Origin of the sequence: Cupriavidus sp. KK10 (genome assembly GCF_018223725.1) — a bacterium.
Lineage (GTDB): Bacteria > Pseudomonadota > Gammaproteobacteria > Burkholderiales > Burkholderiaceae > Cupriavidus > Cupriavidus necator.
Map to the genome: position 1 here is coordinate 5874953 of NZ_CP073677.1, position 22088 is coordinate 5897040.

Below are 22088 nucleotides of genomic sequence, written 5' to 3' on the forward strand. Positions count from 1 at the left end.
GTCCGTAAAAGTATTGGGGAGACACCACCATGAAGACCACCAGCCTCACTGCACGCGCGCTGCTTGCGTTCGCGCCCTTCGCCATCGCTTGCCTGACCAGCGCCCAGGCCTTCGCACAAAGTACCGACCCGGTACTCGAACGCATCAAGTCCAAAGGCGTAATCACGATTGGCTATCGAGAGACTTCAATTCCTTTCTCGTTCCTCAACGACGAGAAAAAGCCCGTCGGCTATGCGATTGACCTCTGCATGAAGGTCGTGCAAGACGTCCGACAGCGCCTGAAGGCACCGACCCTGAAGGTGGACTTCGTGGCGGTGAATCCTCAGAACCGAATCCCTCTCGTCTCAAATGGCACTGTGGATATCGAATGCGGCTCTACAGTCAACACGCTGGGACGACAGCAGCAGGTCGACTTCAGCGCACCACACTTTATCTCCACCACTCGACTCCTTGTCCGCAAGGGCTCCCGCGTGCGCGAGGTCGAAGACCTGATTGGGAAAGCGGTAGCACTGCCAATCAATACGACACCCGAACGCCTGGTCAAGGGGCTCATCGAGGCCAAGAAGTTGAACGTTCGCATCGTTCCCGTGCGTGACAACGCCGAAGGCTTCCTTGCTCTTTCGACGGGTCGCGTGGACGCGTTCTCCACCGACGACATCCTGTTGTTCGGCCTGCGCAAGAGCGCACCGAATCCTTCCGAGTATGAAGTCGTGGGACGGGCCCTGTCCTTCGACCCCTACGGTCTCATGATTCAGAAGAACAGCACGGTGTTTCTGAGCCTTGTGAACGCCACCATCGCGCGAGAAGTGCGTGATGGTCAGCTGAAAGCCTCCTACGACAGATGGTTCTCCCCGCTGCAGGTGCCGATGTCCAATGACTTGGCTGCAGCCTTCAAGCTCGCGGCCCTGGCAGAGTGACGCGCCCGTAGAGGAAACCGACCATGAATTACGCTTGGAATTGGTCCGTACTCGTAGCGGAACCTTACCTCGGATGGCTGATTGAAGGCCTGGTAGCGACACTCATTATCTCGCTGGCCGCATGGACTTTCGCCCTAGGACTCGGGGTCGTCCTGGGAGTCATCGGCTCGCTTCCGAGCCGCATCCGACTTATTACACCGGTATACGTAGCGTGCTTTCGAAACGTCCCGCTTCTTCTGCAGCTTTTCTTGTGGTTCTTTGTGCTGCCGGAGTTGCTGCCCACGGCGGCTGGCGATTGGCTCAAGCGGGACCTGCCTCATCCCGAGGTCTGGAATGCGATAGCGGCGCTCGGACTCTTCACTGCCGCCCGCGTAGCCGTGCAAGTACGTGCGGGAATCCGCTCCATCCCTCGTGGCCAGCCGTCCGCTGCACGCGCGTCGGGTCTTACGGTCCCGCAAATGTATCGCTACGTACTGCTGCCACAAGCCATACGCATCGTACTGCCCCCGTTGACATCGGAGTTCCTCACTGTATTCAAGAACTCCGCTCTAGCGCTGACCATTGGCGTCTATGAGCTCACCGCTCAAAGTCGGCAGATTGAGAGCTACACCTTCAACGGATTCGAAGCCTTCACGGCCGCCACAGTGGTCTACCTATCCTTGGCGCTCTCGGTAACGTACGGCATGCGCAAGTTGGAAAGGCGTTTGGCGATTCCGGGAATGCGGAGCGCATGACATGGACTTTGATATTTCTGCAATTTCACGAAGCTGGTCATTCTTACTCGATGGAATGGCAATGAGCCTATTCCTCATGCTTGTGGCCATGGCAGCCGGGATGGTATTGGGGCTGGCACTAGCTGTTGCGCGCCTTTCTGGTCCTCCCTGGCTTGCACGTGCGGCAGCCCTGTATGTCAATGGCTTCCGAGCCGTACCACTGATTCTGGTGATTTTCTGGTTCTATTTCCTAGTGCCACTTGTATTGGGTCGCCCCGTGGGAGCGCTGCCGTCCGCGTTGATAGCGTTCTCGCTTTTTGAAGCTGCGTACTACTCGGAGATTCTACGAGCAGGACTGCAGAGCGTGCGCCCTGGCCAGTGGCAGGCAGCGGCAGCATCTGGCTTACGACCCTATCAGGCATTGCGCTTCGTCGTACTGCCCCAAGCCCTGCGAAACATGCTACCGGTGCTTATCACTCAAGCCGTAATCCTGTTCCAGGATACATCACTGGTCTATGTCATTTCGCTGCGCGACTTCATGACGTCGGCAGGCATTGTAGCCACGCGTGAAAACCGCTTGGTGGAGATGTACCTGTTCGCCGCCATCGTCTATTTCATTATCTGTGCCACTTTTTCCACGCTCGCGCACCTTGCCGAGCGGCGCTGGAGCCGTGCATGACCCCCACTAGCTTTCCAAACGCTGCTGCAACCGCCCCCGTCCCCGGTCCGCATCTGCGGCAGGACATCGATGCAATGATTGAAGTGACGCAACTTCGCAAGTCGTACGGCGATACACCCATTCTCAAGGGGTGCAGTCTGACGATTCGCCGAGGAGAAGTCGCTGTGATTTGCGGCCCATCGGGGTCCGGCAAGAGCACTCTCATTAAATGCTTCAACGGCCTGGAGCCATTTCAGGGCGGAAGTATCCGCATCGATGGAACGGAACTCACCGAACGCGGCGCAAATCTCCATAAGTTGCGCTCTCGCGTTGGTATGGTTTTCCAGCATTTCGAACTGTACCCCCATCTCAGCGTGCTCGAAAACCTCTGTCTCGCTCCCGTACGGGTTCTCGGGCGCCATCGAGATGAAGCGGCGTCCCGCGCACGGGTGCTGCTGCAACGCGTTGGTCTTCCCACCAAAATCGACGCCTATCCTGCACAACTCTCTGGAGGGCAGCAACAGCGCATCGCCATCGCTCGCGCATTGGCCATGGACCCCACTGTCATGTTGTTCGATGAACCAACCTCCGCGCTTGACCCGGAGATGATTGGCGAAGTTCTCGGGGTGATGCAGGAACTCGCTCAGGAAGGCATGACGATGGCGGTCGTGACCCATGAGATGGGATTCGCCCGCCGCGCAGCCAGCCACATGATTTTCATGGACCACGGCGAAATCATCGAAGACGTATCAACGGAGGCTTTCTTCTCGGCGCCGGCATCACCACGCGCGAAGGACTTCCTTTCGCGAATCATGTCTCACTAAGTCGCGCATCATGACGCACCCCATCCCATCTCATATTGACCACGAGACTCTTGGCTCGCTGCGAGTCCCAGGTTTCAACGACGTTCGTCGCGCCGCCATGGCCATTGCACCATACGTAGTCCGCACTCCACTATTGCGTTCTCCACGGCTGGAGCAACTAGTAGGTGCGCGCGTATGGCTCAAAGCCGAATGCCTCCAGGTAACCGGCTCTTTCAAGGCCCGCGGCGCTTTCAACGCCCTGCTCGCTCTTGACGGTAGTCAGCGGGAGCGCGGCGTAGTCGCCTACTCGACCGGTAACCACGGCCAAGCGATTGCTTGGGCCGCAAAGCAGCTTGGCATGCCCGCGACCATCGTGATGCCGGCCGACGCTCCTCGCAATAAGGTTGCACGCGCATTGGCGCAGGGCGCGCGAATCGTTCACTACGACCGCAAGCATGAGAGCCGCGAAAAAATCGGCATGCAACTGCTCGCAGAAGCAGGCGGGACCCTCATCCCTCCCGGGGACCATCCCGACGTTCTGGCTGCCCAAGGAACAGTAGCGTTAGAGGCTCTTGAGGACCTTCCTGCCGACGCCTTGTTGAACCTTCGCACATTCGCGGCACCCTGCGGAGGCGGCGGCCTCTTGGCGGGCTGCGGAATCGTACTCAACGCACTTGACACGGGCGCGTCTGTGGTCGCAGCCGAGCCCGAAGAATTCGATGACACAGTCCGCTCGCTTCGAAACGGCAAACGTGAACGGAATTCTCCGGGCGCTAACTCTATTTGTGACGCCCTGCAAGCTGTCACGCCAGCTGAGCTTCCCTATGCCATAAACCAGCACCGGCTCGATAGCGCAGTTGCCGTCTCGGATAAGGAAGTCGTCGCAGCCATGCGTTTTGCGCTCGAGGAGCTCCGCGTACTGGTTGAACCGGGCGGTGCCGTTGCATTGGCGGCTTTGCTGGCTGGACGGATGAACCTGAACGGACACGACGCTGTAGTCGTACTTTCCGGTGGGAATGTCGATTTGCCTCTGCTCTCTCAGTTGCTGCAGGAGCCACAGGCAGATTCCAGCCTCTCACCTACCGCAAGCTAGCGAGCCTCCGTGCTTGTGAGCCGCGCCGACTGCCATTGGGTGGGAGGCCGCACTAGCACTTCCGCGTACGTAGAACCGACCTTTCCAACTTCTCAAGAAGGAAATCATGAGTCAAATTGAAGAGAAATTCGCCAAGCTGGGCACCGAGAACGCACCAGGCCAGGAAGTACGCCAAAGCTCGACGACTGACAGCTCAGAACTGCGTGGCGACTCTCTGCCAGGCGTCCCCGTCGACTTCTCTCATGGTGATGTCAATCGCAGCGCCTTTGAGGCGACGCCCGGCTCCCTTGATGAATTCATTCGCGGCGTCAAGAGCGGTGGGGAACAAGCCTACACCGAGTATCGCGGGCGCGCAGATATCCGCGAATCTCTCGCGACGCACCTCGCAGCCTTTACCGGTGCGCCCGTGTCCGCTGCTACTGAGCTTATCATCACCCCCGGCACCCAAGGCGCGCTATTCCTAGCAGTTGCGGCAACGGTCTCCGCCGGAGACAAAGTTGCGATTGTTCGCCCCGACTACTTTGCAAACCGCAAGCTAGTTGAATTCATGGGCGGCCATATCGTTCCGATTACTCTGGACTATCTCGGCCATGAATCCCATTCTGGTATTGACTTGAGCCAGCTCGAGGCAGCATTCAAGGCTGGCGCAAAGACGTTCATTTTCTCGAACCCGAACAACCCAACCGGCGTCATATACTCGCAGGACGAGATTCAACAAATTGCAACGTTGGCCAATCGATATGGCGCGACCGTCATTGTCGACCAACTGTATTCTCGATTGCTCTATCCCGGACGAGTCTATTCGCACCTGAGAGCGACGGATATCGACAATTCGAACGTTGTCACCATCATGGGTCCGTCGAAGACTGAGTCGCTGAGCGGCTACCGTTTGGGCGTCGCCTTTGGCAGCGCTCGGCTCATTGACCGCATGGAAAAACTTCAGGCTATCGTCTCATTGCGTGCACCTGGGTATTCCCAGGCGGTCCTGCGAACATGGTTCGACGAACATGCAAACTGGATGCAGGACCGCATCGCAAAGCACCAGGCAATCCGCGACGACCTCATTCAGGTGCTGGGCACTTCAGGCGACGTCATTACCCGCGTGCCCGAGGCAGGAAGCTACCTATTCCCGCGCCTTCCCAAGCTTGCAGTCACCCTCCACCAATTCGTTCGTAATTTGCGCTACCAGGCCAGCGTTATCGTCACCCCCGGAACCGAATTCTGCCCCGATTCGACAGATAGCATTCGTCTCAACTTCTCGCAGAATCACGAGGCGGCGGTTGCGGCGGTGGAGAGAATTGTGGAACTGGTCCATCGCTACCGGGACTGAAGGGAGAGCACTCGTGAGTCGCCAAGTCTTTTCAAGTCAGAGTGCACCTGTGCCGGCAGGCACCTACAGCGTTGCTATCAATGCGGGCGGACTTGTCTTCCTTTCGGGTCAGACGCCGCGCGATTGTGGGAACGTTCGACACGGAGACAAACCATTCTCGTTCCAAGCGAGGATGACACTTGACAATCTCGAAGCTGCGGCACGGGCCGCTGGGCTCTCGCTGAAAGATGCCGTCAAAGTGAATGTCTTCCTGAAGAATCCTGCCGATGCGAAGGAGTTCGATGCGATATATTCCGAGTACGTAGACAACCCGCCCCCCGCAAGGACACTTGTTCAAAGTGGCCTTGTCGGGTTCGACATCGAAGTTGATGCAATCCTGCTTGACCGTAGCGAGTAGATAACTGCTTCGGTAATGTTGACCGTTGGCCAGAGCCAGCTTCGAGAGACTCTGGCCCGACGCGAAGCAAATGCAGTTCGCCTTCCTGCTGGCCCGTGAAGAAGTCTCGCGTGGTGATAGACCACCGTCGCACATCCGTGTAAGACAGTAGCCAATGGCCGCTACTCTGCAATCAAGAATTTGGCGCGATTTTTGCCAAGCCAAGCCGGTGCGCGCCCGCGTCCGGACCAAGTGGCACCAGTCTTGGGGTCCTGATATTTCGGTGGCAACTCAGTCTTCGGCTTGGCGGCCGCCTTTCTGGCGCCAGCCGCCGGCCGGCCACGGCGACGCTTTGTGGCAATGTCGTCAATCGTCAACTCATACTCTGCCATCAAGCCTTGAATCTGCTCAATGACACCAGCGGTTTCGCTCGCACGCATCTCCGCGAGCTTTGCTTCAAGCGCTTCTTTTTCTGCGACGAGTTGCTTGTAGGTAGCCATTTTTTCCTCCAGTAATGTGTACGGCGCAATCATAGATTATTTCTATTTCTGGCGCCGCCTGTTTCGCATTTCGCAAAATTATTACGAATGCACCGCCCCAATCCACTCGCCGAGCCAGACTCCCGCAAGGAAAGCTGTTCCTCCGCTTACAATGCTGGTGCAATATGTGACCAGGACCAAAGTGGCGCCCAAATAGTCACGCGCTTTGTTTGAAGCGGACCAGTGGGATGTGTCCGCCGAGAGATGCAGTGGAGGACAGAATGGCGACAGCTCGAGCTGGCACCAAAGGGGAGGCACTGAGGCTCCTGGAAACAGAGGGAGTCACGGTGGTGGAACTGGACTATGAGGCGGGATGGCAAGACGCAATCGAGCTTGGCCGCCTTGGCGACAAGCGCGGAATACGCGTTGAGTATCGCGGGCACGAAAATATTGCCGTCAGCTCGCCGGCGGCTTTGGTCGCAGGGCTATCGCGGCCAAAAGCGACGTTCCGGCAAAGGAACCTGTACTGTCGGTTCGAATTGAGCGAGCTACCCGCAGCCGAGCTTGAGCGGCTGGAGGCTAAGGCAGCGCAGTTGGGGGACTACGTCCTTGCAGGTCACTTGTTGCGAGAAGTGGATGCGGAGTGGTCCGAATAGCGACGCCAGAACACACCATCGCCGGTCAAGGACCTGCTGAGCTGGAGGCAGCCAGCCTAAGGTCGGCAGACCTGGCCTTGACCCCGGCGCTCAATCACTAGTCAGCCAAGCCTTAAGTACTTCGCTGATTCGCGCTTTACCAGTTCCTTCAACTCGCACGGAACTAATTGCACCCACACCGTACCCGTAAGCATATGCATCCTGTTCCAACTCAGGAACCGAGCTTTGCCCAGGGAGGAGCAACAGGCACGGTGCAGGCGACGCCCCATCGACTCTCAGGGCATCATGATAGATGTGGCCGGACTCCATGGCATCGAGTACGTTCTCTCTCCCTCTTCTCCACTTTGCGTCAAAGACGAGCGCTCGTGGGCCAGTCTCTCCCTTGTCAATGAGCACGATGTCCGGCCGACGTTCCCTAGATAAGCTCCATCCAATTCGCGTCGCCGGTGTCTTGAGGGCTGGGAACGTGGCTTGAAAAAGGACTTCGAGCCACCGTTTGTCCTCTAGCTCAAATCGCAGAGCGCGTTCAGCTGAAACCGCCTTGGGTGCTGCCTCGATAGGTGTCACGCCGGTGACCTCGGTGACGCACTGCGCAACACAAAGGTAGCACCATGTCTCATAAATTCCCCATGATGGGGGAACATGCAGCTGGTCGCTGTCGTGGCCTCCTTCAACCTCCGTTAGGAGCGCCCGGCAACCAAGGCGGTAGGCCCGACTGTACGCAGGCTGCGCCGCTATTTGTGTAAGGCCAGCTGCCGATGTCTCGCTGGACGTGACCTCACGAAATAGTGGCGTGAACATCAGCTGCTGTGTGCGCTGCGCTAAGCTGTCCAAGTCACGTAGTCGTGGCCCAGCACGGAGACGCTGCTCTTCCAGCGGGCTTCCAAGCTTCGAGTCCAAGACTTTCTCACGTATGGATGAGACGGCGGCTCGGAAACGCCGCAAGAGCGCAAGCATTGACCGGTTTGCGGGAGTGTCGAACGTTGGTGCAGAGGTCCGACTATTGACTTGGAACGAGTCCATCGACTCCGTGCCCAATACGCGTCCAGTGGCAATAGCAGCCAGCCGCCTGTCCTGCAGCGATGTATGATGCAGTCGCCGTACCCGCGAGAGAGGGAGTACCTTGGTGTCGGCGGATAGAAACCTATGAGGGGAGCGCCCAATCGTTTCGACCGAATCAAGAAACGACGGCCCATACTCTCTCAAGCGAGCGAGTATGATGTCGTTCTCATACTTGCCCGTACGTCCTTCCCGTCCAAACGCCATTGTCGCCGAAGACGCGCCGCTCAACAGGGTCTGGTCGAAAGCCCTGATATCCGAGACCATTGCATTGAACTCGGATTGACCGGTCTTGGAAGGGCTCGGGCTGACGTCCAGTAAAAATTGAGAGCTAACTTCGCCAGGCAGAATAACATCGACCACCACCGTCCCTGCGTAAAAGCTAGGCCGCCACAGGAACAGCGATGAGCCATCGCGGCGTAGTTCGACATCGTCAACATACACTCGAGCATCGGGACGCCCGACACTAAGCACATAGTCCGTGTCTTCAGTAAGTCCCATTAGGACCTTATGCGCTTGAACTTCAGCCCAGACGCCACTGTCTTGTATGTCGGCTCTTCGAATGCGTAGCACCACTGGCCCCTCTCGAGCCTATCGCCAGAAACGGGCCGAGCCCGTTGCGACGAGGTCTTCTTGCAGACTTTTAACCTTGCCGCAACACCTGGCGAGTCCGTTGTCTGCCAGAACTTTATGAGTTTCCTGAAGTGCCTTTTGAAACTTGGCAGAGGTCTCACCGCGTAGTTTCGGTAGAACCTTGGCGTACACAACGTCGTCGAGCGCAGCCGTCTCGGATGGCGCGAATGCAGACTGGAATGCCAGATAGCTCAGCACGTCGCTAATTGTTCGCCAGCCAAAGTGCAGTCGTACTGGCGCAAGGGCCTCGCCGAGGGCAGTGAGAAGAGCTTGAGTCTTCTCCTTTAGCGCCGGGGCAAGCGGAGCGGTGGCCCATCCCGGAAAGTCCTGCACGTTGATGTTCCAAAATTCGAGTGTGTAGGCACGGTCAAGCACCTTGTCGGACAGACCATGAGTGGTTTCATCCATGTTCAGGGTGCCGATGATGGCGAGATTGGCTGGGTAACGCACGCGCCTCGGGATAGGCGTGGTTTCTTCACTGAGTTGATGAAGGTCGAGCCATCCGTAGGTTTCCATCGCGGATAGCACTGGTGCCAAATACTGCTCCGGATGGGAGAGGTTCATCTCGTCAAGAATCGCTACGTAGGGATGTTCGGGGTCTGCGGCCGCGCGCAGCAGCAGGTCAAGGAACGGGGCGCTTCTGTAGGATGAGTCCTGGATGGGATTGACGTAGCCGAGCAAAGGACTTGGGTCATACCAACCCGGCTGGACAGGGATAACTCGGACTCGGTCATGGTCGTACTTGTCGACATTGCCCAGCGCCAGAGCGTAGTTCAGCGCCAACTGAGTCTTGCCGGACCCTGAAATGCCGGTTAGAACGGCGAAGTGCCGAACGGGGTGAAACCAGAGTCCAGCGTGGAGTTGAGCGACCAGTGACTTCTCCAGCACGAGCTTTCCAGCAACCAATGCAGAAAGGCGTTGCCATAACTCGGGAAACGCCGGCAGTTGCGTGGCGTCGGAAGTCTCTCCCTTGACCTCGACCACCGGCTCCGTCGGCGCGGGTAGGCTCTCTGGCTCCCAGGTGACAAGTTCTGCCCAACGCTTGCCGCGTTCGGTGAGTTCTAACTGCTTTTTATCGCCGACCTCAATGACCCCGAGACTGGTCAGCCATCCGAGCAGTGAAGTCGGGGCAAAATCAGACGTCCAGCCAGGGTGTACTTTCTGAAGCATTGCGACGAGGCTAGCCTTGCTCTGCGGCGCAGAGTCCAATACCTTCACTACGTGGTCGACACCAAGAATCTTGGTTAGCAGGTGGTCAGCCAGTTCGTCTGGGTCTTGCGTCTCAAGCAAGTTGATACCACGAGCGCTTAGCCGGTAGGTGTCCCCGTCGCGCTTACACAGGTCAAACTCTCGAGAAACGACGTTGATGCAGGTGATGAGGCTGCTCGGGGCGAGTTCGGGGTTGCTCTGCCTGATGATGTCCGAGAATTCTTCTTTGGAAACGCCCTCGCTGAGTTCAGGAAGGTACCCCAGCAGTGTCTGGAAGCCGCCCTTCATGGACGTCAGTCCCTTGCGCCGCAATGTCGCAGGTACTGGTGTCAGCGACGCTGTTTGCTCCGTCGGGTCAATCGGCGTATCACCGATGCCATCGTCCGCGATGCGCTCATAGACCATCCACGGCAGGCAAATCCTCCGCACGATGTCGACGGGGTCGGTATCGTTGACCAGCCCGAGCACTGTATCGATACGGGTGCGAATCGCCTTGTGCGCTCTAACAGGATGGTCGCTGGCCGCCCCACCCATCTCCTTGTGGAGAAATAGTAGCTTGCCGGGGTCGGCGACTGTCGTGAAGTGCTCAGGGTATATAGCGCACAGCACACGATTGAGTTTCAAACGCGGCGTACGTCCGCAGAGAACCTTAAGGCGGTCCCGAAGTCCATCGTAGAGCGCCGTAAGTTGAATCTCTGCCGCCACGGGGTCCGGTGGCAGTGGTTTCGTCACTTCGGCTGCAAACCAATCTCGAAAGGTGGCATCAGCCAGAGCCGGCGCCGTCTTGACGGAGCCCATTCCTGTAGCGGCGACCGGATTGTCGTCCCATAACTTCTTCAAAAAATTGGCATCATCGAGCTTGCTGGGAATCCCAGCTTTAACCTCGGCCACGAAGGCGGCCAACCTCGAGTACCAATCCTGAGCGCCTTTGGACACTGCGGCCCCGGCTAGGGCGGCATTTAGCTGAGCTTTCAGCGCAGCATCGCTCTCCAGTTTCCCGTTCAAGTTTTCTCCCGTTCCTGTTCTTGTGAGACGGTGCAAGGTTATAGGATGATACTGGCATATTGTGAAGTCAACGGCTTCGACCTTTTAGGCCCAAGAACAGCCCCGAACAGAGGTATGCCTTCCCATTAGGCACTGAAAAAGCATCCGGACCGATAGCACAGGCTCGGCCGAATCCAAATAGAAGCCCTTAGTCTCCTGGAAACTGCGGGAGTGACCATGCTTGAATGAGCCCATGAGACGGAGCACTATGTTGAACGTCAATGTATATCAAAGAGGGCGCAATGATTCTGCAAATCGCAATGTGGGGCAGTAGCTTTGCGCTGCGCATACCTACCGAATTCGTGCACAGCATGGGCATATCAAGGAAGGCGATTGGGTGCAAGCGCACCTTAACCGTCGACGACGGCATCAGCATCCGCGCCCTCAAAATGGACCATGGCGCTTTCGCGCACGAACTTGATACGACGCCCGAATCGACAGAATAAGCGCTGGTGGTACTCGAGACACGCCGGGAAGTCTACCTTGACCAACTCATCTTCCCCGGCAAGCCGACCGGCACGCTGCTCGTCTTCGCGTTTGAAGCGACAAAGATTGCCAAGTCGACACAGCAACCGGCTTCCCAAGAGGAAACTACTGCGGCTGCGCCAGCGGACTCGCACTGACCGTTCCCAGCCGCCCACTTCAGGGCGGCTTTTCCACACCTCAGTGTTGTCGGGCTCATAGCTCGCTCTGAGCGCGAATGATTTCCTCCGGCCATCATCGGATTCACGCGAAGTCGAGCCTGTCGGCGGGCTTGCTGCGATAGAGCGTGATGGGCTCCGCACCTTCGTGCGGACGGTGCTCAACCACATCGAAGACGCCAGACAACAGGAGGATGCGCTTGAGCTTGCCGACACCATAGGCCTGGGGACCTAGGTCATCGCCGAGCGAGCGGAGAAAGGCGCCGGCACGGGCAAGCGAGGTCATGCCGTGCACGGGGTCGGTCTGCAACTCAGCCTGCTGGAGCGCTCGCACGATGCGCGTGGTGGGCCAATTCGTCTTGGACGGGTCGGACAGGTCGACGTACTCCACATGTGCAGGCAGCTGCCGCTTCAGCGCCGTGTAGACGGCCACCAACTCGGTGTTGTCCCCGGTATTCTCCTTGGTCATGGACTCCCCCAAGCTGACGCCTAGCACCTGTACCAGGTCCTGGAGGGGTTGCGCCTCGCGATGCTGGTCGTCGAGAACCTGCATAGCGGCCCGGCAGCCGGCCACAGTCAACAGCGAGACACCAGGCATCTCATGGAAATGGTGAACGAGCTGGTTGCGCTGTTTGACCATACGCTCCATATATCGGGCCAGCGCCTCGCCATCTGCCGTCGCCGATTCCAAAAAACTCTCTACGAGCTTCCCTAGCGTCTGCTGCTTGGCCTTGTCCCGGAAACTAGCGAACGCATCATCGCCGCTAGCACTCCCTTTCGGGTGCATGTACGGCAGCATGAGCTTCAGACCGGATTCAATCTGCTGGAACATCAGGATGTTGCGGCCGAGTCGGAGCAGAACCGACTGCACTAACGCTGCGTGTTCATCTGCCATGGGCGCGTCCGTGAGCTCAGCTTATAAGCCAGAAACACTTAGCACACCGGCTTTCTGACGGACTCAGCGGAGCTCGGCAAATCTTGCAGCGCAGAACGTCACTCTCATCCTTCTCTGTCGCGTTGCTGCGAGCCTTGTTCGGCTGAGCCGGTGCACACGAATTGCAGGTCCGCCAGTTCCTGGACCAGCAATTGCTTATGCAGACTAGTCTTCTACATTTTTGACATCTGCGACGTGGCGCATGCGGAGTGCAGCCACACTGTTCGCATTTCTCTTTCATGACTCGTAGCCCATAAAGACGTCATTAGTCCTCGGACTGCTGCCACTCCGCATACAGCATACGCTCCACCTCGAGCATCGTTACTTCGTGCTTTTTAAGCAGACTGCCCAAATGCGTTTGGTCCAAGAGCTCTACTGAGTTCAAAACAGCATTCTCATGTGCCTGTCTGTTGAAGAACTGGTTCGTGATACAGACCTTTTCAAGCTCCACCGTTGGGTGCCTACGGTGGTAGAAAGCTTCGCCGGTCACGACGTCCTTAACAGCCTCCCATCCAAGCGTGGCACCATCAGTCCCGCTTGTCTTGGCTTGAATGAGCTGCCCCCTACTACCGGCGAGAGCAACTATGTCCACACCATTGTCATTCGTGCTGGGCGTGCGATAGCAATCGTACCCGCGCTTGCTCCACAATGCGCCAACCAAGCATTCAAAATGCTGCCACCCCATGCGTAATGCCATGTCGAGCGTGATGCGTTCGTGCATGTCTGCACCCTCTGACTCGGGAACAACGTCGGCCAAGTTGAAGTCCCCAGGCGCGACGTCCCCGGCGCCGTTCAACATGTCTTCCGCCAAGCCGCGCTTGTATTCAAGCAGCATGTCGAGTTTTACATCGAAGGTCGTGAAGTCATCAGCGCGGACCACCGGATAGTAGACGTACACGGGCTTCTTTTGATTTATGCGGTAGGCCCGGTCGGTGGCCTGGTCCTCCTTGGCCGGATTCCAGGTTCGAGTGTAGTGAACGACGTGGTTCGCCGCCTGAATGTTGACGCCGAAGCCGACAGCAACTGGCGAAAGCACGAGAACACCGAACCCCGGAGCATCCTGGAAGGCCTTGATTCGCTTTTGACGGCTGGCTGCGTGACTCGCCGACGCCTTAGTGTCACCATTGATAATGTCGGGACGTAGTCCGAATTCGGCCTCAATGTAGTGTTGTAGGAGCCGCTGAATCTCCCGAAACTCACAGAACACTATGACCTTCTCGCCTTTGGCCTTGATGGCATGAAGCTGGTTGAGCAACCAGTCAAGCTTCGGCGCCTTCTCTCGATATTGGCTGACAGGTTCAGGCCTGAAGATGCCTAAGCCGTGCGGTCGAGGGTCGGTACAGAGCAACCGAAGGTAATGCAGTAAGCCGAGGTGATTCTTGAACGGCGTCGTGTGCGTTTGGTCTCCGCGCTTCTTGAAGCTTTCGATGGCTTTTGCATATAAATTACGCTGCGTGCTCGAAAGCGGTAGGCGCCGGCATCCCTCCACCACAATCTTCGGCGGCAAACCCGTATCCACTTGGCTCTTGAGACGCCGAAGAATCTGCGGCGCAATGCGTGCCCTCAACTCGTCGACGCGAGCCTTCTCCTCTTCAGTCTTGGCTTCGATTGGCTTTCTGTACCGGTGGCCAAAATCGTTCAGGGCGCCCAGCAGACCCGGCTGCACGTAATCGAAAAGGCACCACATGTCAGCGAGCGTGTTTTCAACTGGAGTGCCCGTACAGGCAATCTTGAACGCCACGTTCTGCTTTTTTGCAGCCCGGGTCACCATCGCAGCTGGATTCTTGATACGCTGCGCTTCGTCGCAAACCATCAAAGACCATTTCTGTGCCGCGAATGAGAACTCAAGGTCGCGCAGCGTTTCGTAGGTCGTTAGTACTACCTTCGCGCTGCCAACCCAGTTCGGGCGCAGAAACTTAACCAGCCCGTCCTCAGTCTGGAGACGTTGGTCAATCTGAGCGCGTGGCACGCGCAATTCGGCAAGACCGTCACCGTAGGCAGTCAACAGAGGCAATGTACCCGGTGCGAAAAACTTGTTTGCCTCTTCAGCCCAATTCTCGAGCAACGAGACTGGAGCAACAACCAACATGGGATGCATGTCAGGGTCGAGTTCAAGTAGCCAAGCCATCAGCGCCAGCAATTGGAACGTCTTCCCCAGCCCCATGTCATCCGCAAGCACGGCTCCCCTGACCTGATACTCGGTCTGGAGGCTAAACAGGTGCTGCATCCAGGCAAGTCCCGCCCTTTGGTGCGGAAGCAGCGCATACTCGGGGCGGATGCTCTTGGGCAGCTTAGGTTCAACTGGCACTGACTGCAGCGCCTCGCGTCGCAACTCTTCGTACTCGAGCGCCTCGATGTTGGCTCTCAGCACAAGCTGCTTTTTAGGCCCAATATTGTTCCGAGCCGGCCTGCGAGATTTTTCCGGGTCGAACGGCTTACCCGACTCCATGTCGGCGAAGACGTCCTCGAAGGTCGTGACAATCCGCTTCGCTTCCCCAACCGATATGGGACTCGGGAGCCAGGGCGCGTTCACCTCTTCCTCCCCCTTCATTTCCGCAGATTGCACGCCCTCCTTCAGCTTCTCTATCGCCGGCTTACTTGTTGGGACTGCGACTGGCTCGCCGCCATCCTGTGGTTGGTAGACGACCACTGGCAACACGTTCTCGGGGAACCACCCATCCTCCTCCTTCTTCTTGGCGATATAGGGTGAGTAATATGGCTTCTCGACTCCGATTGACTCGACTCTGCCAGAGTAACCACTCAGGTCATGGACCTCCGCATAAGATACCAACGTTGGAGGAACAGAGCGTTGCCCCAGTGCCTCCCTCAATGCCTTCAGGTGCTGCTCAGCATCACCTTGAACGACAAGGTCGTATCCGCTCCATGCGACCAGTTGGTGGCCAAGCTTCAGCGCGCGTGAAAGAGCCTCCGTGAACGACAAGAGTTCCGCATCCTCGAGCCACAGCGTTTCCGATGAAGTCGGTCCGCTTGCGACAGCGGTCTCGATGAGCAGACCGACCCGTACCGGATATCCGGTTGCATCTCGCTCGAACAGAGGAGTAAAGCGTTCGTAGTCAAGGCCCGCATCCTCACGGGCCTGCTCAAACTGGGATTCCTCTATGACATCGACCGCATCAGCGCCGAGCGTCGCGTATGGATTCAGCAAGAATGCCTGTGCGCGAGAGCCAGCGACACGACGGCCAGGGAGTCGCTTGATTTCCTGCAGCACTGTCCGTACTTTCGGCGTCACTAGGACCTGAACGATACCTTCCGGTGTGACGATGTCATACCTGTCGCGGACTTCTCTCGCGCGGTCGAACGCCTCGAGCCAGTGCGGTGGTGCTGCGTCGAAGCCCGGCTCAATCTCAATGACGTGGTCGTCGCCGACATCCTCCGACCGGCGCAATCCAATCTCGAGCTTTTCCGGGGTCAATACCACCGACCGATACAAGAAGTCGTCAAGGTGGGCCCCCGCTGCCAAGGCGAGTTTCCGGATGCGCCCCCACGCTTGTCGGTGGGCCAAGTCTCCTCGGTCCTCTTCTCCGCGCCGTGAAAACGCGACGACCTCCTTGAACAAGCGCCATTGCTCCGCGCGAATTAGAGCGTCATGCCCGTCCCGCGACAGCAACGGTCCGTTGAGAACCCCATCAAATGCAGCACCATCAGCGTCGTACCACCCCGCCATGGCGATAGAGAAATCCCGGTCAGTCAACGAGTTACTGCTTCGAAGGACTGGTCGAGCATCAGTGAACGCAGGAAGCTGCAAGACGTCCGGCAGCGCATCGAAAGCAGACCTCTCCAGTGCTGCGTACATAGCGTCCCAACCGAGCAGAAAGCCGTCTTCTGTCTCTACTGCCAACCCGTCATCGAACAACTGGGTGAGGTAGCCTCCAAGCAACGGACTTTCAATAGCCGCGCCGTCGGACGTTGCCGTGCCTTTTGTCAGGACGACGCCCGCCGGCGAAAACTGGCGCCTCCACGAGGTGCTTTCGGCCACCTTCACCCTCTTGAACAACTTGAACACTATCTCTCCTTCTTCCACCACCCCTTGCCGGGCTTGTAGCGGAAGCCCCAGCGCTCCAGAGTTTGGTGGACCACCTCATTGGTTCCATTGCTCAAAACAACCCACATGTAGCCTCCCCATGGACTCCTGTCGTCGTACCTGAAGCCATGTTCTTGCGAAAGCTGCTTGAGAGCGTCGGAAGAGTACCGCTCAGATGCTATCGAGGAGACGCGCCTGGCCGCTTCTTGACTAGAGCGTACTGCGGGATGCTTCGTCGTCGATTGGCGAGCTGCAACCCTCTTGGCGTGAGGTGGCGACCCGGACGGCTTGATGCCGAACTCCTTGCTCAGCGTCGCCTCGAACATCTCCTCCCACTTGTCCCAATTGTGGAGGCCATCTTGATGGCTAAGCCAGAGGATGCTCTTGCCCTTGTGCTTTAGCGAATTCTTTCCATCCACTACGAGCCGCAGCGGCCGAGTGGTATCGAACGGCACTGAATGTCTCGCATCGTAACCGTAGAAGGCATTCCCGAGCCCGCTGAACTCCACGGCGACCAGATTACCCATCGTCATAATGAAGGCGTTATTGGCGCCCGAGGCATCAAGCTCGCGGATGAGACCGGTCATCTTCTTGCGCAGCGCAAGGAAGTCTTTTTCAGTGGAATTGCGAGCAAACGAGCCCAAGGCAAATTCGATGTGGTCAATCGCCTTGACATATCGCTTCCAGAAGTTCATGCGGCGCGGGTCACCGAGTCCGTCTTCCGCCAGCTTAGTGAAGAACGTTTCGATGAACTCCAACTTCAGCCAGTCGGCTACCATCGCACGAGCCTCTCGCGCAACCCCTCCCCAGCGCTTCTCGTTCGAAGGAAGCCATGGGTTGCCCCACCAGCCAACCGAGTAGTCACGAAGTCCCTGATGCAATGCTGTGCCCGGAACAGTTGCATATTTGTCGAGAACGAGAATCATGCCACGGTCACGCAGCACTTCGTTGGCGGCCAACAATTCGAGCAAACGTGGCAACAGAGCCTGGAATTTCGTATCGCTCAACTTGGTGGCGCCCTTCACCTGGGCTAGAACCAATTCCCGGAGAAACCAGGACGCCTTTCCAATACCGAGTTGCTCGCAGAGGTGGTCAACGAATCCAGCGTCGCCACGTAGCAACGCGTCGACGTAGGGCTCGTATGGTTGTTCACTGAAAAGCTGCTTGTTATCGACGGCTGTAGTGACCCACTCCGGATTCAGCCTTTTATCTTTAATGAGGTGGTTGCGGTCCTGGAGGTATTGTCGCAGCTGGTCCCAGTTCTTTCGGCCCGCAGGAGCCGTCCCGTCGCCATGCGCATCGTACGTGAAGTAACTTTTGACCAGACCCTGATAGCAGCGTCGGTATGCGCTAGGTCTTGCGGTCCACACATCGACGCCATCGAGAACCCGCTGCAACCGTGGCTGGTCTTCTAACACGCATGCGCCTTGTGGACGATGGGGCAGGCACAGGCTCCAGGACAACATGTAAGCGTCGCGAAAGGATTTCACTTCCTGGCTCTGCCAAAAGCGACGTACCGCCTCGAGTTGGTGGTCCTCTGAAAGTTTGCCGCTCGTGCCTGACCTCGAGCGCGCCTTCATCTCCTCAATCACCGCATCGATGCCGCTGTTCAGCGTCATTGCCATGGCGCCTTCTTGTATAGCGGGGCGTAGTAGCGACGCCAAATGGTTTAGCGCGCTCATCGCAGTGCGCATTCCCCAAAATTCCCGGATAGCGCGGGTGCTTGCGCGCGCTGTTCCCCGACACCTAGAAACTCAATGCGCATTTCGACGCGACGGCTTTCTTCGTCCGTATCCTTTGCCGCGTTGAAAGAATATCCACCAACGAGAAAGAGGCTGCGCACGCTCTCCCTCTGCTCACTTGTGAGAAGGCTTGGGCCACTCGTCGCAAACATAGTGCAGAGTACCCGCTGGCTTCGCTGCAGACTCAGATTCAAATTACTAAGGTACGACCCGGTCTTATCGGTATACCCCTCCACCACTACTCTCTTCAGCACACGCTTGCCCAGCTCGTCGTTGGCAAGCGTCAGGATTTCGGGTACGAATTGCCGGAGCACCTCTTCCTGCTCGGTCGTCAGGTTTGACTTTCCAAACGCAAAGCGCGCTCTGTCGCCAAAGTCGATGACGCGCCTGTCGCGGTCCACCTTAATACCGTTGTACCGTTTTGCCGCCTGTGCAAATCGCTCCAGAACGAGCTCAATGTCCTTACGGTGCTGCTCTTCCTTCTTTTCCCGTTCGGTAACGTTCTTGGTGACCGCAAGCAACGCGACTCCCATGACGACCAGGAATAGCACCATCAATGCGGTCATCAAATCGGCGAACGAAATCCAGAATGGCTTCTCCGCTTCGTCGCGGCCGCCGCGTTTGAGAAAAACTCGTGCCCCGACCATGGCTTACCTCTTCACCGGGGCGAGGCTCCCCATGGACGCCAGCGTCAGCTCCAACTCGCCAACCGCCGAGGACAGCAGTCCCACCGCAGACGTGAGCTTGGTGTGGAATTCGTTGTTCGCCTTATCGAGAGTGCGCTTTACCTCAGTGGCAAAGGACGTATGGGCTTCCCCAAGTACTCGGCTAACGCCCTCGAGGTATTCGTCCGCTTGCTTCTGCGCCGCACCAAGCCGGTTGGCGGAGCCTTCAATGCGCCCAAGAATGTCGCTAGTCAGCGTCGCTTCTTTGCGTGCCACTTCCACAGTCGCACGCAGTTCAACCACAAGCTGACTGATTGCGTCTCGCTGGTTGCGATAGTCCCTCAGAAGTTCTTGGATGGCAGCGCCGCCAGTCGCCAAGCTGCCGGAGACCTCGACTAGCTTCGTCGACACGTTGGCAGCCTGCTCCATGACACCTGACACTCGTTCGCCAGCGGTCGCAAAGTTTCGGGAAGCAGTACCCAGTTGGTCAGCACCGGCGTTCATCTTGTCGACCGTGGACGCGGTGACTTGCGACAAGCTCGATACGCTTTGCGCCATTTGAGAAGTGGCAGCACCGAGTTCCTTGATGACAGCCTCGACAGACTCCGACATGGAGGTGACAACGCCGCTGGCCCGCTCTGCCATTGCCTGCTCACGAACGCGGTTGCCCTCAAAGACTTCTCGCTGCGAACCATTCAGCGTTGTCAGCATGTCGGTGACCTGGGTGCCTATGGTCTCCAGCGTGTCCTGCAGCTTCTGAGTCGTCTCTGACTGTGAGGTAGTCACCAGCTGTCGCATCTGCTCGATGAAGGCGGCAGACTGTGCATTCATCGCCTGCTCACGAGCGCGGTTGCTCTCGAAAACTTCCGTCTGCGAGCCATTGAGCGATGTCAAGATGTTGCTGACCTGAGCGCCGACGGCCTCGAGTGTGTCCTGTAGCTTTTGATTCGTCTCAGATTGGGAGGTGGCTACGGACTGTCGAATCTGCTCGATGAAGGCGGCGGACTGCGCATTCATCGCCTCCTGGCGCGACTCCATTTTCTCAATAGCCTCTGCCATCCGCTGCGCCATCGCATCGGTGGAACGCTGGCTCGAGGCCTCCATGTTTGCGACCAGTGTCTGAAGCGTACCGACGGCCTCCTGCATACTTCGCGCGGTCTGCTGATTGAGTTCGTTGAGGCCAGAGATTTGCCCGCCAAAGAGGTCATTGAGACGCTGGCTAAAGCTAACCATAACGTCCTGCAGCATCCGGACAGCCGAAGCGCTTTGGTCTCCGCTCGCTGTCTTTACGCTGGAGGCAATGTCTTCAAGCGGACCTTTGAGGCTCTGCTGGATGCTCTCGGCAATGGTGTTTCCTAAGGCCTGGTTGTCCTGCCGTGCTGCTTCCAATTGTTCGCGCGATGCCTGGACCAGCCGTTCCACGACCTCGGTCTGCTGCTCCCTTCCAGCCGCAATCTGCGCGCTGGTCACTTCGCGAAGCAGTTCCCCAAGTTCCTCAACGAGAGCGTCCTTAAGAATTTTGGATTGGCTGGCAGACTCTTCCGAAGCCTTGACCAGTCGAGACAAGTACTCCTCGCCGGCACCGGACTCGAAGCAGGCATCGATGACGTGCGCAATCTCTTCAGTCCGCCGGTAGAGCGATGCCAGCAGCAGCTTCTCGACAAGTGTGACGGCCATCGCTGCGGCGATGGCCGTTGCCGAGACGAGAAACGCCTCCCCCACGAAGTGCATGAGCGATTCCAGGCTCGTCCGCACCGTAGCAGCGTTCTCACTCACCTGGAAAGCACGAAGGCCTTCAATAAGTCCGCCGAACGTACCAATGATGCCGATACCTGTGAATATGCCGGGTAGATGCTTGAAGAACTCCGTCCGCAGCCGACTGTCTACCACGACCTGGCTATTGAAATACAGTTCAGCCGGCGCTGTTGCGCGGACCGCCCTCACGACCATCTGCCCGTCCCGTTCCTCTCGCTGAACGTGCAGTGAATCCTGATACTCCTTCCAGTGGTGTGCCAACTGCTTGTCGCTGGCAAACACCTCCTTGAACTCGGCGGGATAGTCCTTTGTTTCGAAATTGGCAATCCTGCGCTGGATGCCACGCAAACGAAACCAGTGCAAAATGCCAGGCGCCAGGAACACCACGCAGAAGGCGACGACAAGAATGACGAGGCAAGCACCGGCAACCAGCACAGGCATCGGCGCAGTGGCCAGAAACGTCTCGAGACTCACTTCTTGCTCCCTCCCATCGCGGACTCTGTTTTTACGTCGAGCTTGCCAGGAAGCTCAATGCCATGTTTCTCGCAATAGGCGTAGAGCAGAGTTTCAAGCATGTTGGTCAGCGAACGATGCTCGTTTGCAGCGGCAGCCTCAAGCAGCCCTTTAAAACGGCTGGATACTCGGAAGCTCATCGAAATATTTTTGCCCGCGACCACGGCTAGACCTTCTTGATTATGTATAGAGGCTTACGATACATGCGTCGCAAGGCCAAAGAAAGAGGAAAAGGTCGATGGTCGAAAAGCTGCCTACCCGATGGAATGAGCAGTTGCCCAAAAAAGACACGCGCCCTGTTACCCCCCTTCGGCGGGATTTCAATTCCCGTCGTGGGCCCAATGCAGTTCGCTCACTCCTTCCAAGACCCTAGCGACCTTGAGAGAGTATTGGTGAGTCGGAATGGCTGAATGCCATAGAGGTTGCGAATGAGCCTCTCAACCAAACTGCCGAGCCGATTCGTGTAGGCGCGCCTCATACCCTGCTCCCAGAGCATGCGCAACTGACGGCGGCGTAATCAATCTAACGTTCGATGTCATGAGCCAGCCCGAAGCGACGGCCACGTAGCCTTTTGGCGACCACTTGAGAAGCGAGTTGCCACGCCAGAGGTGGGGCTTTTCAGCCCAGACCACCAGTACCCCTGGAGGCAGCGACCCGAGTTCATGCATGCGAGAGTGGTCATCCATGGCACTCGTCCGCTCTGCATGCATCGCCAGGTCAATGTCCGCGATAGTCGTGTCGTTCGTGCGCTTGTTGCCAAGCACCCAGGCACGCTTGAAATGGTTGTAATCCTCCCGCCGACACTCCCCACATGGCCGATGGCCAG

The 22088-nt window shown here is 57.6% G+C and carries 18 protein-coding genes; 9 read left to right on the forward strand and 9 right to left on the reverse strand.

The genetic code is table 11. From position 1 onward, the window contains the following. Positions 1–29 precede the first annotated feature (29 nt). The 7 genes from KB879_RS27355 (at position 30) to KB879_RS27385 (ending at position 5911) form a co-directional block, all read left to right on the forward strand. A complete protein-coding gene (locus KB879_RS27355) occupies positions 30–917 on the forward strand; it encodes an amino acid ABC transporter substrate-binding protein (protein ID WP_211980221.1) in 888 nt (295 codons plus the stop codon). Positions 918–940: 23 nt separating this feature from the next. Next, entirely contained in the window at positions 941–1651 is a 711-nt protein-coding gene (locus tag KB879_RS27360; protein WP_211980222.1) for an amino acid ABC transporter permease, read from the forward strand. A gap of 1 nt (position 1652) precedes the next feature. Next, entirely contained in the window at positions 1653–2309 is a 657-nt protein-coding gene (locus KB879_RS27365; protein WP_211980223.1) for an amino acid ABC transporter permease, read from the forward strand. 74 nt (positions 2310–2383) lie between these two features. Further along, entirely contained in the window at positions 2384–3112 is a 729-nt protein-coding gene (locus KB879_RS27370) for an amino acid ABC transporter ATP-binding protein (RefSeq protein ID WP_211982322.1), read from the forward strand. Between the two features lie 97 nt (positions 3113–3209). Further along, a complete protein-coding gene (locus KB879_RS27375; RefSeq protein WP_249221348.1) occupies positions 3210–4184 on the forward strand; it encodes a threonine/serine dehydratase in 975 nt (324 codons plus the stop codon). A 106-nt stretch (positions 4185–4290) separates the two neighbouring features. Next, positions 4291–5514 (forward strand): pyridoxal phosphate-dependent aminotransferase, encoded by a 1224-nt coding sequence (locus KB879_RS27380; RefSeq protein WP_211980225.1) that lies wholly within the window; start codon positions 4291–4293, stop codon positions 5512–5514. Between the two features lie 13 nt (positions 5515–5527). Beyond that, positions 5528–5911 (forward strand): RidA family protein, encoded by a 384-nt coding sequence (locus KB879_RS27385; RefSeq protein WP_211980226.1) that lies wholly within the window; start codon positions 5528–5530, stop codon positions 5909–5911. A 161-nt stretch (positions 5912–6072) separates the two neighbouring features. Here the strand turns inward: KB879_RS27385 and KB879_RS27390 are convergent, their stop codons facing one another. Then, a complete protein-coding gene (locus tag KB879_RS27390; RefSeq protein ID WP_211982324.1) occupies positions 6073–6390 on the reverse strand; it encodes an H-NS histone family protein in 318 nt (105 codons plus the stop codon). A 260-nt stretch (positions 6391–6650) separates the two neighbouring features. On the opposite strand from KB879_RS27390, the gene KB879_RS27395 reads away from it, so the two are divergent. Beyond that, positions 6651–7025: a PHA-granule associated protein 4 gene (locus KB879_RS27395; RefSeq protein WP_211980227.1), complete on the forward strand. Its 375-nt coding sequence runs from the start codon at positions 6651–6653 to the stop codon at positions 7023–7025. Between the two features lie 90 nt (positions 7026–7115). Here KB879_RS27395 and KB879_RS40470 read toward each other — a convergent pair whose 3' ends face one another. Both KB879_RS40470 and KB879_RS27405 read right to left on the reverse strand, forming a co-directional pair. Next, positions 7116–8585: a DUF2357 domain-containing protein gene (locus tag KB879_RS40470; RefSeq protein WP_211980228.1), complete on the reverse strand. Its 1470-nt coding sequence runs from the start codon at positions 8583–8585 to the stop codon at positions 7116–7118. A gap of 90 nt (positions 8586–8675) precedes the next feature. Next, positions 8676–10931: an McrB family protein gene (locus KB879_RS27405; protein ID WP_211980229.1), complete on the reverse strand. Its 2256-nt coding sequence runs from the start codon at positions 10929–10931 to the stop codon at positions 8676–8678. A 281-nt stretch (positions 10932–11212) separates the two neighbouring features. Between KB879_RS27405 and KB879_RS27410 the strand changes: the two genes are divergently transcribed. After that, the gene (locus tag KB879_RS27410; protein ID WP_211980230.1) at positions 11213–11416 is read left to right on the forward strand and encodes an AbrB/MazE/SpoVT family DNA-binding domain-containing protein; all 204 of its coding nucleotides are present in this window, start codon (positions 11213–11215) and stop codon (positions 11414–11416) included. 280 nt (positions 11417–11696) lie between these two features. On the opposite strand, the gene KB879_RS27415 is transcribed toward KB879_RS27410, so the two are convergent. The 6 genes from KB879_RS27415 to KB879_RS27440 all read right to left on the reverse strand — a co-directional run bounded on the left by KB879_RS27415 (position 11697) and on the right by KB879_RS27440 (position 21426). Then, on the reverse strand, positions 11697–12506 hold the full coding sequence (locus tag KB879_RS27415) for a hypothetical protein (protein ID WP_211980231.1): 810 nt from the start codon (positions 12504–12506) through the stop codon (positions 11697–11699). 304 nt (positions 12507–12810) lie between these two features. Next, positions 12811–16569, reverse strand: a complete 3759-nt coding sequence (locus tag KB879_RS27420; protein ID WP_249221204.1) for an SNF2-related protein — start codon at positions 16567–16569, stop codon at positions 12811–12813. Continuing rightward, positions 16569–18212: an EH signature domain-containing protein gene (locus KB879_RS27425; protein ID WP_211980232.1), complete on the reverse strand. Its 1644-nt coding sequence runs from the start codon at positions 18210–18212 to the stop codon at positions 16569–16571. Before KB879_RS27425 ends, KB879_RS27420 begins: the two co-directional genes overlap by 1 nt. 53 nt (positions 18213–18265) lie before the next feature. Further along, a complete protein-coding gene (locus KB879_RS27430) occupies positions 18266–18976 on the reverse strand; it encodes a flagellar motor protein MotB (protein ID WP_211980233.1) in 711 nt (236 codons plus the stop codon). Between the two features lie 3 nt (positions 18977–18979). Then, the gene (gene zorA, locus KB879_RS27435) at positions 18980–21223 is read right to left on the reverse strand and encodes an anti-phage ZorAB system protein ZorA (protein ID WP_211980234.1); all 2244 of its coding nucleotides are present in this window, start codon (positions 21221–21223) and stop codon (positions 18980–18982) included. Continuing rightward, positions 21220–21426 carry a hypothetical protein gene (locus tag KB879_RS27440; protein ID WP_249221205.1) on the reverse strand — a complete coding sequence of 69 codons (207 nt, stop codon included), beginning with the start codon at positions 21424–21426 and terminating at the stop codon, positions 21220–21222. Before KB879_RS27440 ends, zorA begins: the two co-directional genes overlap by 4 nt. Positions 21427–22088: the final 662 nt, after the last annotated feature.

What these genes read in the sequence shown, in the direction of transcription:
- KB879_RS27355 (WP_211980221.1), top strand. Translation starts at nt 30, where the DNA reads ATGAAGACCACCAGCCTCACTGCACGCGCGCTGCTTGCGTTCGCGCCC.
- KB879_RS27360 (WP_211980222.1), top strand. Translation starts at nt 941, where the DNA reads ATGAATTACGCTTGGAATTGGTCCGTACTCGTAGCGGAACCTTACCTC.
- KB879_RS27365 (WP_211980223.1), top strand. Translation starts at nt 1,653, where the DNA reads ATGGACTTTGATATTTCTGCAATTTCACGAAGCTGGTCATTCTTACTC.
- KB879_RS27370 (WP_211982322.1), top strand. Translation starts at nt 2,384, where the DNA reads ATGATTGAAGTGACGCAACTTCGCAAGTCGTACGGCGATACACCCATT.
- KB879_RS27375 (WP_249221348.1), top strand. Translation starts at nt 3,210, where the DNA reads ATGGCCATTGCACCATACGTAGTCCGCACTCCACTATTGCGTTCTCCA.
- KB879_RS27380 (WP_211980225.1), top strand. Translation starts at nt 4,291, where the DNA reads ATGAGTCAAATTGAAGAGAAATTCGCCAAGCTGGGCACCGAGAACGCA.
- KB879_RS27390 (WP_211982324.1), bottom strand. Translation starts at nt 6,390, where the DNA reads ATGGCTACCTACAAGCAACTCGTCGCAGAAAAAGAAGCGCTTGAAGCA.
- KB879_RS27395 (WP_211980227.1), top strand. Translation starts at nt 6,651, where the DNA reads ATGGCGACAGCTCGAGCTGGCACCAAAGGGGAGGCACTGAGGCTCCTG.
- KB879_RS40470 (WP_211980228.1), bottom strand. Translation starts at nt 8,585, where the DNA reads ATGGGACTTACTGAAGACACGGACTATGTGCTTAGTGTCGGGCGTCCC.
- KB879_RS27410 (WP_211980230.1), top strand. Translation starts at nt 11,213, where the DNA reads ATGATTCTGCAAATCGCAATGTGGGGCAGTAGCTTTGCGCTGCGCATA.
- KB879_RS27415 (WP_211980231.1), bottom strand. Translation starts at nt 12,506, where the DNA reads ATGGCAGATGAACACGCAGCGTTAGTGCAGTCGGTTCTGCTCCGACTC.
- KB879_RS27425 (WP_211980232.1), bottom strand. Translation starts at nt 18,212, where the DNA reads ATGGCAATGACGCTGAACAGCGGCATCGATGCGGTGATTGAGGAGATG.
- KB879_RS27430 (WP_211980233.1), bottom strand. Translation starts at nt 18,976, where the DNA reads ATGGTCGGGGCACGAGTTTTTCTCAAACGCGGCGGCCGCGACGAAGCG.